General features: G+C 49.6%; 10 protein-coding genes. 1 reads left to right on the top strand and 9 read right to left on the bottom strand.

Going from position 1 to position 13,043, the window contains the following annotated elements:
- The first annotated feature begins 156 nt into the window (after positions 1–156).
- A complete protein-coding gene (locus FKB36_RS09935; RefSeq protein WP_261597902.1) occupies positions 157–1,632 on the top strand; it encodes a hypothetical protein in 1,476 nt (491 codons plus the stop codon).
- Between the two features lie 254 nt (positions 1,633–1,886).
- Here the strand turns inward: FKB36_RS09935 and FKB36_RS09930 are convergent, their stop codons facing one another.
- The 9 genes from FKB36_RS09930 to FKB36_RS09890 form a co-directional block, all read right to left on the bottom strand.
- A complete protein-coding gene (locus FKB36_RS09930; RefSeq protein WP_261597901.1) occupies positions 1,887–3,224 on the bottom strand; it encodes a glycosyltransferase in 1,338 nt (445 codons plus the stop codon).
- 9 nt (positions 3,225–3,233) lie between these two features.
- A complete protein-coding gene (locus FKB36_RS09925) occupies positions 3,234–5,060 on the bottom strand; it encodes a hypothetical protein (RefSeq protein WP_261597900.1) in 1,827 nt (608 codons plus the stop codon).
- A 26-nt stretch (positions 5,061–5,086) separates the two neighbouring features.
- Positions 5,087–5,749 carry a glycosyltransferase family 4 protein gene (locus FKB36_RS09920; protein WP_261597899.1) on the bottom strand — a complete coding sequence of 221 codons (663 nt, stop codon included), beginning with the start codon at positions 5,747–5,749 and terminating at the stop codon, positions 5,087–5,089.
- A gap of 946 nt (positions 5,750–6,695) precedes the next feature.
- Complete coding sequence (locus FKB36_RS09915) at positions 6,696–7,793, bottom strand: glycosyltransferase family 4 protein (protein ID WP_261597898.1); 1,098 nt, start codon at positions 7,791–7,793, stop codon at positions 6,696–6,698.
- A 90-nt stretch (positions 7,794–7,883) separates the two neighbouring features.
- Positions 7,884–8,828, bottom strand: coding sequence for an SDR family oxidoreductase (locus FKB36_RS09910; protein WP_261597897.1), 945 nt, complete (start codon positions 8,826–8,828; stop codon positions 7,884–7,886).
- Positions 8,829–8,840: 12 nt separating this feature from the next.
- Positions 8,841–9,497, bottom strand: a complete 657-nt coding sequence (locus FKB36_RS09905; protein WP_261597896.1) for a class I SAM-dependent methyltransferase — start codon at positions 9,495–9,497, stop codon at positions 8,841–8,843.
- Positions 9,494–10,453 carry a UTP--glucose-1-phosphate uridylyltransferase GalU gene (galU, locus tag FKB36_RS09900; RefSeq protein WP_315901836.1) on the bottom strand — a complete coding sequence of 320 codons (960 nt, stop codon included), beginning with the start codon at positions 10,451–10,453 and terminating at the stop codon, positions 9,494–9,496. The genes FKB36_RS09905 and galU overlap by 4 nt, the downstream gene beginning before the upstream one ends.
- A complete protein-coding gene (locus tag FKB36_RS09895; protein ID WP_261597895.1) occupies positions 10,450–11,718 on the bottom strand; it encodes a UDP-glucose dehydrogenase family protein in 1,269 nt (422 codons plus the stop codon). Before FKB36_RS09895 ends, galU begins: the two co-directional genes overlap by 4 nt.
- Before the next feature lie 26 nt (positions 11,719–11,744).
- A complete protein-coding gene (locus FKB36_RS09890; protein WP_261597894.1) occupies positions 11,745–12,938 on the bottom strand; it encodes a glycosyltransferase family 4 protein in 1,194 nt (397 codons plus the stop codon).
- Positions 12,939–13,043: the final 105 nt, after the last annotated feature.

Raw genomic sequence — 13,043 nt, 5'->3', positions numbered from 1 at the left:
GGCGTGCTCTCTTATCGATTCCCCTGTAATTGATCTGAATTTTAGACAGTTTTGGATCTATTATCTGGACGAGGATGAAGTTATATTCTCCGAATTGCTGCGCGAAAGAATGTTGATGATGAGGTCATCCCAATACTTTCGCGATCATGACGCTGCATGCCAGGTGAATCAGTCCCAGGAATGAATGCTCATATCGCTCGTATCATATCAGGATTCAAGGGGCTATCAAGCAGAGGCTTGGCACATGTTTTTGGGGATTGCGTTGCACAAACACCGGATAAATTCTACAGTATCCTCGAAGAGCGCCCAGAACTACCATCCATCTATCTGAACGCCCTCCTGAGAGGATTAACCGATGCCCGAAAAGGAGGTTCCGCCCTGGATTGGGGTCTGGCGATCGACTACATCCTGTATCTTGTCGAATCGGAAGATTTCTTGAGAGAGGAGACCGGAGATGCAAGATATAACTTCGAGCCCGATGCGGTAGTAGCGATTAGCGATCTGATCACGGAAGGCGTAAGACATGAGGAATATCTCTCCAGACCAGAGTTACGCTCAAAAACTGAGAAGATCCTTACGATCCTGGCAGACAGGACGACCCCTCAAGTCAGAGACGCGAGCGACTTTACTATGCTGCAGGTAATAACACCGCAATCTGCGATCTTCCACACAATGATCTCTTACTCAATGAGCGTCGCTCCGATAATTGAGAAGGAATCAGGAACCCGCTGGGTAAGAAGCATCAGGGATCGGTTTGTCAGCCAGCTCGGCCGGCCATCTGAGAGGACCCTTGAGTTTTTGGCTGTAGTGGGGAGGTGCCTGCCGCAGCTCTGCTATCTGGATGAGGACTGGGTGACAGAAAACCTGGATGCTATATTTCCCAGGGGTGATGAGAATCACTGGAGGTCTGCATTCAGGGGATACATACGGTATGCCGCGCCGAGCAGAAAGTGTTACAGGCTCCTGCGGGATCATCGCGACTATTCTAGAGCCCTTGGGGCCTTTGATGATGATCATGAGGTGCGGAAACTCCTTATTGCAAGCATCTGTCGGGAATACCTCAACGCTGAGGAGGAAATAGACGATCCCGGGAGTTTGCTGTCGGAGCTGATCGAGCGGGGTGATCTTAAGCAGATATCTACCATGATCTGGGCGATTTGGTACTTCAATAGACATGATTTGCTCAATGCAGAGATGAAAGGGAAGGTAAAAGCGCTCTGGAGGTGGATCATGAACCGCTATGCAGTCGGGGATGTTGAGCCAGATAAGCAGAAGATCCTGGCGGGATTGTTTAACTGGATCTCGATATTCGATGAGATAGACGATGAGATGTACGAATGGTTGAAAATATCTGCTGCCTACGTGCGAAATGGAGTGGGTAGTCTGCGTTTCTTTGATTACTTCCAGGAGCGTGTTGAAGTGGCGCCCGGGAAAGTTGCTGAGCTGACCCTGATCAACTCAAACATGGGGAACCACCTGCCGTACGAGGAGAAGCACCTTCGACGGATTGTTGATGTTCTCTATCGTTCCGGGCAGAAAGAGAGAGCGGACAGGATCTGTAACTTCTATCTGGCCGCGGGGTATGATTATTTACGGAAGATTTATTCCCGGAACAATGACGTGGCCCTCTAGAAGATCTCTGATAAGGGAGGTTGATCCCAGATCCTCAATCTCATGGCGCAATGGCAAGATTTGACTTATCGCGGAACACTCAAGATCTTCAAACGATCAAATTCTGAAGAGTGGGCAGAAGCGGAACGCCTGCTTCCAGCAGATGAACTGATACAGGGCCAGTGTACGATTTTCAGCACAATACAGCATTCCAGAAAAATTTCTAAGGCCACCTTTCCCTTGAACGCCAGGACATAAGCGGTATTTTTGGGGCCTTATTGAGTGAACTTCTGCGCCGAATCACTACGTGCAGCTACGGACGTGGAATGCTGAGATGCCTCTGTTTGGACCTTATCAAGAACGCCAGCGAATTTTTTCGCCATCTCCAGATGACTGTATTTGGAGGTTGCACTCTCTTCAGTGGGGGGTATTGCTCCGGTTCTTACGTACTCCGAATAATACTTGGACAAGGCAACTTCCAGGTCCTCCAACGATGTTGCGTAATGCCCGGCCCGTGTCTCGTTAAGCAAATCTTTCACGACACTCTCTTCTGGACCGCCTAGCGTGATGATCGGCCTCCCGGCGGCAAGGTACTCAAAGACCTTCCCGGTGTACACCCCTTTCTCCTGCGGGTTGTTCCATAAGAGCAAGAGTAAGAGTTGTGACTCACGCTGCCTCTGGAGCGCCTGGTCTCTCGGGACGAACCCGAAAACTTTGACAACACCTTCCAGGCCGGCGCCCTTGATCTCGTCGCATAACCAGGGATCCTGTGAGCCGAAGAAACGGACTTCAACACGCTCTGGGTCGATAACACCATCACTTATTAGATTTTTTAGAGCTTCAAAGAGCATTGAGGGATCCCGTTTTCCGCCATAAAGCGCCCCAGTATAGGTTATGGTGAATTTATCCGTTAATTCCGGTGGGGCAAAAGATGCATCCTCTGGATCAAATCCGTTAGTGATAACATATACTGGTTTATGGGTGTGCAGGCGGCTCAGGTCGTCTGCCAGAGGCCTGGATACCGTCACCAGTGCACTCGCTTTGTCAAGTGTCCGGAGTTCCAGGCGCCTTTCAGCAAACCTCCGGAGAGCGCAATGATTATGATAAGGATTCTGAGTCCAGAGATCACGGAGATCCGCAATCCAGGGGATCTGGTACTTCTCCGCGAGAGTCTTGGCAATAAGGTGACACGTTATGGGGTATGATGAGCTGAGGATTGCATCGATCCGCTCACTCTGGAGAAGTCTTTCTCCCGCCTGACCTGCATGCTTATACCAACCCCTGATAGGATCGGGATAGGTGATTATTTCATTCGGGAGGTATACAAGGCGATCTATGACAGAGGGGCGATCTTTCGCCCTGGAAACCCCCAATTGAGCATTTAACGATTCTTTTGTATTTAGCCCCATGCGTTTCTTCCAGAGCCCAACCACGTCGTCGTAGGGCGTTTGAATAACGCGGAATCGCGAATCTGGTTCCCCTGGCAAGACTGGTGTCAACATGATTGGGTTCCAGCCATACTCAGTGAGGTACTTTGCAAGCCCATATAAACGAATTCCACCGATATTGGGCGTAGGAGGGAAGAAATAGGTAATGATAAGAATATTTCTCAAACGACCACCTTAAACTACTGTAGTAACTTTCCGGAGGTCAAAGCCTCCGTTTGAGTACAGGAAACTCATACCAGGATCATAATCCAGTTGCTCAAAATCCTGTTCAGTAAATCGTAATTTCGCCATATTAGGGAATAAATCTACATACTGCAATCTGTCCCTTTGAGTTATAATCATATCAATCTCATCGGTATAATGAGCTGCTAATGTATGATGTCTATCGTATCCGAAATGCCATGGAACAATCCGACCTCCAAGATACATAGGAAGACGTTGAACAGATTGCTCTTCAGGAGTTAGAAACGCACGGGAAAATCTTCCTGGAGCGACGGTAATCCCTGTTACAGGTATGTCCACATCACGATAATCGTAAAAGAATGTCATCCCCATAACCTCAGATTGTGTTGTGTGGTAGTTCGCCCCTAGATTATACGGCGACGGATAGAGGATAAGCATACTGGCGAGGAATAGAAGGATAATTACCGCAGTTACACACGGCACTTTAAAGGCGGTTCTTTGTAGTAAAGAATTATTCTTCGATTTTCTATCAACCAAAAAGTGCGAGAGGAGATACGCTGCGAATAATGTTCCCAGCATTGAAATATAGATCATAAATCTAAGCGGGCCGAACGGCAGGTTGAAAATAAAGAGGATACCCATAATAAATAAAATGACGAAGAATGGGCCATAAAACGATAAAAGAGGCATATTCTGACCTCTAGCAGTAAATTCTCTCCATAACAACAGTAGAGCCAATAATGAGAGAAGAACAAGAAGCGCTTGTACACCGTACACCTTAAGGGCTTGCTCAATAACACTGTACCCATAATTCTGTGCATAAGAGATCTGATCTAGGAAAGCTGCACCTTTTGATTCTTTTTCCTCTAAAGCGAGGGTATCATATATATCTTTAATAGTATATCCAAAAACGTGGAACGAAGAGATCCAAAAGATAAACCAGCTAAATAGTAACAGAAAAGGAAATACTAGTCGGAAATCCTCACTGTTGTACTTTAAGATAAATGCCTTTTTTTCGCGTAGATTTTGAAGCACCTCCACCAATTTACCAGGGATCCAGAGTGTGAGGAGCATCAGCCCCAGGACAATAGCTGGAAGGACATGAAAAACAGGATAGAAGATGATGATAGCCGATAACGGGACGGCCCAGGTCCATACCCTCTTTTGAAGGAACCTAACAATTAAAAATAACGCAAAAGGAATTAACATATTAGAAAGTGCGTTCGGTGTCAGATTATGATACCAACCAAACGTCAAACAACAACTGATAACCCCGGCAAGTACAGCACCACCATAATTCGCAAATAAGGCTTTAGCAAGAACGTACATACACAGAGCGCAGAGCAGTCCAAAGGTGAGCGGTACTATTTTATGTAAAACGACCAGATCAAGACCGGTAAAAAAGACGAACTCAGACAGGTAAATATGAGTGATCGGATAAATTAGCGAGGTTGAAACATGTCCCGTATCGAGTGTTTCTTTAATCAACCCAATATGGCTGGCCGGATCTCCACCCATACACCACATGTAATAACCACGAATGATAAAGAGAGCTAGGCAGATAGTGTAACACAGGAATACGAGCAAAAACCCTATCTTCCAGAGGGAACTCTGTTCCAATTCATTCTTTGCTATCGATACAACGATAAGTGTAATCCCAACAATCACCGAAGCGATCAAGCTCACCCAGAGTATGAGCGGCGTCGATCGATAGATCGAGGACTCATAGCCCGTGGCGGGTGTATTCCAGGTGATAATGAGTGCTACGCTCAGGAGGAGAAATAAAAAGATCAGGACGACCTTCTGGAAGCGCTGCATATGGATTGCACTGGGGCTGAACATGACTACTCGACGCTCTGAAGAATTTCCTTCCAGTTCTCCACGGTTCTTTCAAACGAAAAATTCTCCTCCACAAACCGCCTTCCGTCCTTCGCGATCTGCTCCAGGTCCGGGGAGTCGAGCGCCCTCTTTACATTCTCTGCAATGCACTCCGGCGAGTTATTCTCCATAATAAATCCGGTCTTGCCGTCTATTATAACATCCGGTATCGCCCCGACCGGCGTCGCGAGCACCGGGGTCCCGCAGGCCATGGCCTCGAGCATGATGTTCGGGAGCCCTTCGGTGTAGGAGGGGAGGATGAGGAGCTGGAGCTGGTTGAGGTAGTTGGGAAGATCGTCGTGGGAGATCCAGCCCGGGAGGTCGACGTGGGCGGTGACACCCCTTTCCTGCAGAGAGGCCTCGATCGACTCTTTCAACTGCCCATCCCCGCCGATGAGCACCCGGAGGTCTTGCCGGTCGGCGAGGATGGCGGGGAGGGCCTGGGCGAAGTGCTGGACGCCTTTCTCCCCGCTCAGTCGGCCGATGTAGCCGATGAGAGGGGGCCGGCCGGGCAGAGGAGTGGTGACGGAGAAGGTGCTGAAGTCGAGGAAGTGCTCGTGGGCGATGAGGATTTTGTGGCGGTATTTTTCAAAGTTCCATTCGGATATAAGACTGTGAGAATAAAGCACTATATATGTAGAAAGATGAAAATTTACATTTAATGAAAATAAAGTCGCTCTATAGAACAAGTCATTAATGGATAAGGCATCTTTGATACTCGATCCACCTTTGAGTAATATGATTTTTTTCCCAAGTAATTTTGCAGTCAGCATTGGCAGAATATATTTATCACCACCAAAGAAAAAAACCCAAGCGTCAACGTTTTTATTTAACGCCTTTACAAGTAGAGCGAGTCGTAATTCCCTCTGCAAATACTTGACGATTTTTTTAATCGAATTAAATTCTAAAGTGTAGTTAATACTATAAGTACGGACCCGAGGATACTCATCGATCTGATCTAAATAATCAGTACTGGTCAGCAGATACGTTCGAGATGCAATCGAACTGAGTATATGTACTAAATTTTTGCTGGGTGTAGCATTTGATTTAGTTAACGGAAAAGAAAAAATCCCCAATTTCAAATTTTTTTTATTCATAAGCAAATCCATTCCGACAAACATCAAAATATACGCTCAAAATTACATTCTACATTTATATTAGAAGATGCAGGGGATTTCCCTCTATTAAATCACCAGAAATAACATAATCCCCAAATACACTAGGATACTGCTCGGAAATAAGATACCAATCCAATTGGTCGAGAACGTACCCTTTCGCATTTCTTGAGTGTTCAGAACGTTCATTTGATATATTTAATAGATAATTCAACATCTGAACAGATGCCATACTAACATCCCCATAGTTAAAGGTTTTCCTACAGTCGGCGTCTATCACAGTCGCTAATTCCGGGATATCAGACACAATACACGACAAACTCGAGATCATTGTCTCTGCAAGGCTCAAACGGGGCATACCTCCCTCATACTCTGGGGTTATAATATGGTAATCAGCGCAAGCATAGGGATACTGATGTCTTAGATTATCACATGTCATTTAGATCTCTCGCATCACGGATCAACCCTGGATAACATTATAAAATTCCTTAAAGTATTTATTTGAGATTATCTCCCAGTCTAAGTTTTTCCTAGCATAATTTCGGATCTCTTTAGAATAATTTGAGTCATAATTATTTAAGTAACCTAGAATTTCAGACTCTGCTATATCATCGTTTGAAGGGTGGAACAACAGTCCTAAGTTATTCTCTTCGATTAACTTAAAATTAGGTATCCTCGAAGCAATACATGGCAAACCTGACGCCAAAGCTTCTGCTACCGTAAGAGTGGGTTCCCCCCCCTCATATTTGCTAGTCATAAAGAAAAAATCTGAGCAACTGTATATTTCAGGTAATTCTTCGGATCTGACATAACCCAAAAACTTCACCCGCACGTCATTCTTTCTCGCGTATGCTTCTAACTCCGGTAAAAGTTTGCCCGCTCCAACAATGACCAAAAGGTAATCCTCAGAATATTTTTGAATCCTTTTGAATAGATCCATCATCCTAAACGGCATTTTGTGGTAAGTTAACCTTCCAACCGATAGAAATATCCTAGACCCCATTGGCAAGCCATATCTAGCCCGAATTTCATTTTTTTCGCTATTGGAGCTAAATACATCCGCATCTACCCCGTTAATTATTTTTATGACCTTTTTCCGATCAATTCCATTTGCTTTTAAATCTGAAATTGATTGTTCACTGACTGAAGAAAAAGGGATACTTGCATCCAGTTTATTCAGACAATAATTTTCAAGGGCCATACCCATGATTTGGTATGGTTTTAGATAGCATGGATACTTTATGCCATATGCTGTTGAATGAATGGTCACATAGCTCTTCTTGAAGGGATTGGATTTTAAAATTAATGGATAGTGTAACCAGGCCAAATCATATTGATCTTGTCGATTTTGAAAGTATTTTGATACTCTATGCCAGTAATGTATAAGAGAGAGCCTGCCGCACCTGGGTATGGCTTCAATTTTTATATCAGGCCCCGTAGGAGAACAAACAATGCATTCAACTCCCTTCTTTTCTAACTGTTGAACAACATTATATGCAACATTAGCAATACCCGAACCGTGAGGATAGTACTCCGTTGTGCAAACCAGCAATCTCATATTATCCCTCAGATCTATATTTAGGACCACGATTTCGGTCTATTAGCAACTCTATAGGCCTTGTAAACATAATTGGTAAACATAGTTTTCTCAGCGATGCTGCCTATACCATGCAACAAACCTGCCCAGGCCTTCTCTGATAGAAACTTCCGGCCTGTATCCGACCAATTTCTCTGCAAGAGAAGTGTCCGCAAGCGTATGCTCCGCATCGCCCTTCTGCTTGTCAGAGTACACAATCTCAGAAGCACTCCCGGTGATCTCCCGAAGGTGAGCGATCAGGTCGTTCACCGTGATCCGGTGGCCGCCGCCGACATTCATCGCATAGCCATCGGCAGCATTCGTATCAAGCAGCCGCCGGTTCACCCGGACGATATCGTCGATATAGGTGAAATCGCGGGTCTGCTTGCCGTCTCCATAGACCGTGATCGGCTCGTTTGCGAGCATCTTGCCGGTGAAGATGGAGATCGCGAGGTCCGGGCGCATCCGGGGCCCGTAGACCGTGAAGTAGCGTAGCGAGACCGTCGGGAGGCCGTAGACCTCGTAGAAGACGCGGCAGTAGTGCTCGGCGGCAAGTTTTGAAACCCCGTAGGGGGAGACCGGCATGGTGGGATGTGCTTCATCGAAGGGGAGGTACTTCACCTTCCCGTAGACCGAAGAGGAGGAGGCGTTGATCACCCGCTTGACACCGGCATCGAGGGAGGCCTTGAGGACGTTCAGGGTGCCAAGCACGTTGACGTTATTCGGTTTGAACGGGTCCTCGACCGATATCCGAACACCGGCCTGGGCGGCCTCGTGGTAGACGAACTCCACGTCAGCATCGATCACCCGCCGGAGAAGATCAGTATCGGTGATATCGCCCTCGATAAACTGCACATTCGGGTTTGCGAGGAGGAGTTTAAGGTTCCGTCGCTTTAACTCCAGCGAGTAGTAGTCATCGAGGTTATCGATAATGATGATTTCGTGTTCTGATACCAATTTCTCTGCAATGTGCGAACCGATGAAGCCAGCCCCGCCAGTGATCACGATTTTGGACATAAATAACTCCCGTTATTTCTCTTTGTGTGCAATTATGGTGAAATTTGTGGCATGATGGATATCTTTCCTCTGTTGAAATGAAAAAAGAGAGCCAAAGATCTTAGTTATCATGAAAAATAATCCGAGGACAAGAATGTAGAGAAGTGAACCGAAGGTTTTGTAGTCCTTATCTCGGGTAACTCTCCAACCAATCGCGCTGAAAAGCAAATATTCTATGTTGTCCAGTACGCCATAACTTCCATAGAGTTTATCCAAACAGAAGCCCGCCTTGCCAATCTCGTACCTTAAACCTTGATCAGTAAATCTCCTAAAGTCATAGTTTGAATGGATATGCTGTAGAAAAGGAACTGATAACCATAACACCCCATCATCTCTTAGAATACGGTTACACTCCTGTAACGCTATTCCAGGTTCAAGCACATGCTCTAAAACCGCATTACAGATGCAAGCATCAAAGACCCCGTCTTTAAAAGGCAATTTGTGTATGTCGGCAATTAATGCGGTATATTTGGATTTTTCAATATCGACACCAATATATTCACTACCAGGTGTAAAACCAACACGATCCAAAAGGTTCCCACACCCAATATCCAACATACGTCCATCCATTTGCGCAAAAGTCTCTTGCATCAATTTTAAATCGTTTTTATGAAACCGAGTATAGGTCATGGCTTTTCCTCAACCATATAATTTGCCTGAGGCTCCTGTTCCTTCTTTACCCCCATTGTTTGAGACTCTAAGCTATCCCAGATAGGCGGTTTTATGAATGCTCTATCAAGGTATTGAAGAATACTATCACGAGTCTCAGGGTTCTCTAACGCAAAATCAATGATCGCCTCGATATATCCTGCCTTGTCCCCGGTATCATATCTCTTCCCCTGGAACGCATGAGCGTAAATGTCCTGGAACTGGAGGAGGATCCGTATCCCGTCGGTGAGCTGGATCTCGCCGCCGACGCCCGGGGTCGTGTGCTCCAGGCATTCGAAGATCTGGGGGGTGAAGACATATCGGCCGATCGCTCCGATGTTCGAGGGGGCCTCTTCAACCCGGGGCTTCTCGACGATATCGTCGATCCGGTAGAGCGACGGGCTTACCCGCGTCCCCCGGATGATACCGTAACTGCTGATCTTCTCCCGGGGAACCGCCTCGACCGCAATGACGGATCGCTGCTTCTCCCGGTAGAGGTCGATGAGCTGCTTCGTGCAGGGAACATGGTTCCTGATGATGTCGTCCCCGAGGAGCACCGCGAACGGTTCGTCGCCGATGTGCTTCTCGGCACGCATGATGGCGTCGCCAAGCCCCCTTGGCTCCTTCTGCCGAATGTAGTGGATGTCAACGAGGGAGGAAACGTCCTGTACCATCTTGAGCGTCTCAAACTTCCCGTGGTCGCGCAGGTGCATCTCAAGCTCCGGCGAGTCGTCGAAGTAGTCTTCAATTGCCCGCTTCCCCCGGCCGGTGACGATGATCAGGTCTTCGATCCCCGAATCGATCGCCTCCTCAACCACATACTGGATCACCGGGCGGTCGATGAGCGGGAGCATCTCCTTGGGCATCGACTTCGTTGCCGGGAGGAACCGGGTGCCGAGGCCTGCCGCCGGGATGACGGCCTTCCGGACCTCCGTCACCAGCAGACCCCCTCGTAGATGTCGGCAGTCTTAGAGGCCGCGGCGATCCGACGGCCGTCGATGACGGTCGTCCCGCTGTAGTTGAGGCGCTCGAACTCCTCCCACTCGGTCGTGATCAGGACGGCGTCGGCCGTGAGGACAGCCTGTGCCGAGGGTGCGTATTCGATCTCCGGGAAGATTTTAGAGAAGCTCTCCATAGCAAGAGGGTCGTAGGCGACGACCACAGCGCCGGCATCGAGCAGCGCCCGGATGACCGGGATGGCCCGGCTCTCCCTGATGTCATCGGTGTCGGGCTTGAAAGCAAGCCCAAGAATGCCAATCCGCCGGCCCTTCAGGTCGGGGATATGCGCCTGGAGCAGCTGGACCAGTTTCAGGGGCTGGTCCTCGTTGACACGCAGCGCCGCATGGAGGATCTGGAGAGTTTCGTGGTGATCTCCCGCCCCGGCGATCAGCGCTCGGACATCCTTGGGGAAACACGAACCACCAAACCCGATCCCCGTCCGGAAGAAGGCCGGGCCGATCCGGTTGTCGAGCCCGACCCCGGCAAAGACCTCCTCCGCATCGATCCCGAGTTTCTTCGCGAGGTTCCCGATCTCGTTCGCGAAGCTGATCTTTGTGGCAAGGAAGGCATTGCTCGTGTACTTGATCATCTCCGCCGTCCGGATCGAGGTCTCGATCTTCGGGCAGGCAAAGGAGGCGTAGAGGTCCCCGAGCGCCCGCATCGTCCGAGCGTCCCCGGCACCGAGCACGATACGGTCGGGCACGCAGAAGTCGTGGACGGCGTTTCCTTCCCGGAGGAACTCCGGGTTTGAGCCGAGGCCGAAGTCCACAAACGCCTGCTTCCCTGACGCCTCTTCGAGCGCCGACCGGATCGGACCCTCGGTGCTTCCCGGGAAGACGGTGCTCTTGACGATAACAGGGTGGAAGTCCGGGGTCTCCCGCAGGGCCTTTCCGATCGTGGCACCTGCAGAAAGGATATAGGTGAGGTCTATCGACCCGTCGTCCCGGGATGGGGTGCCGACGCAGATGAATGTGATATCCGTATCGCGCACCGCAGCCGTGAGGTCCGAGGTCGTGACGAGGCGCTGCCGGTTCTTCTGGATCAGGTCCTCAAGAGAGGGCTCATAGATCGGTGACTCACCCCGGGCAAGGAGGTCCAGCTTCTTCTCATCAATATCGTAAAAGACGATGTCATGGCCAAAGCTGGCAAAACATACTCCGGTAACCGTGCCGACATACCCGCAACCAATGATCGATATCTTCATATCTTTATCTCCGGACGAAAACATCCCTATCCGTCAATTCTATCAGAATCTACAAGCTTCGGGGATTTCTCCGTAGCCTTCGAGACCTGCGGCGCCCTGTGACCCGAGGGAACGGGGTGAGCCAGCGAAGCATAGAGGTCGAGGGTTTTTGCGACCGTATCATCCCAGGAATACTGTGAGACAACCTTCACCCTCGCGGACCGCCCGAGGCTACGGGCGAGGACCGGGTCTGATGCCAGTGCTGAGAGGGCATCGGCCACGGCCCCGGCATCGCCGGTGGGGACGAGCGACCCGCACCCCGAGACGATATCGACGAGTTGGGGGAGGGCGGTGCAGACCACCGGCCTCCCGCAGGCCATCGCCTCCAGGATTGTCCTGGGAACACCCTCCTCAAGGCTTGGAAGGACGAAGAGAGACGACTCCTGGTACAGGCCGGGGAGTTCCTTGTTCGGGATGAAGTCCCTGAGGACCACCCGGTCTTCGAGATCCATCTCCCGGATCATCCTGACGAAGTCGTCCCTCAGAGGTCCCCTGCCGACCATCACGAGAGTGTAGTCAGGGAATTCCCGGGAGAAATCCTGGAATCCTTTCAGGAGATACTCCACGCCTTTTCCCGGGGTGAACCGTCCTATCCAGAGGATCTGTTTTTTGGATGATGGCAAATCTGAAGGGACAAAGACGTTGGTGTCGATGCCGTTATGGAGGACATGAACCCTATCAGGGGAGACACCGAGATCGACCACCTGGCCTCGTTCGGTGCCAGTGTAGCAGATGATCGCATCCGCCGATCTGAAGACCCACCTCCCTATCGTCGGGAGGTAGAGCCGTTGCAGCCAGTCGGGCGCAGTCTGTGACACGAGGCCGTGGTTCGTGACGACCAGCGGGGTGGACCGGAACTTCCGGGCAAGTGTGCAGAGAACCGTGGAGAAGAACAGGTGCGAGTGGGCGTGAACGACATCGTAAGAGTCCCAGCGTTGAAGGAGAGAGAAGAACTGGGAGAAGGAGATCGTATTCCCGAAGAGACGGAGTGATGCATCGGATCTGGCAATATGGTAACCGTCCCTATCCTCGGAGGAGGGCTGCCCGGAGTCGGTTCGGTAAGTGAGGACCGTGACATCATGCCCCCCCTCTGCCTGGATGCGGGACATCTCGTGGGCATGGAGGCCGACCCCTCCAACGACCGAGGGGTAGAGATCGGAGACGACACGCAAGATCTTCATACGTTCTGCCCCGCTCTCTGCTCCTTCACCAGCAGATCCCGGATAGGTGCAGCCGGGCAACAGATGCCCCAGCCGGAACCTTGCGTACCACATTTGTCGATATTT

Origin of the sequence: Methanoculleus formosensis, from assembly GCF_025384765.1 — an archaeon.
GTDB lineage: Archaea > Halobacteriota > Methanomicrobia > Methanomicrobiales > Methanoculleaceae > Methanoculleus > Methanoculleus formosensis.
This window is presented reverse-complemented; position numbering and strand designations above follow the sequence as displayed.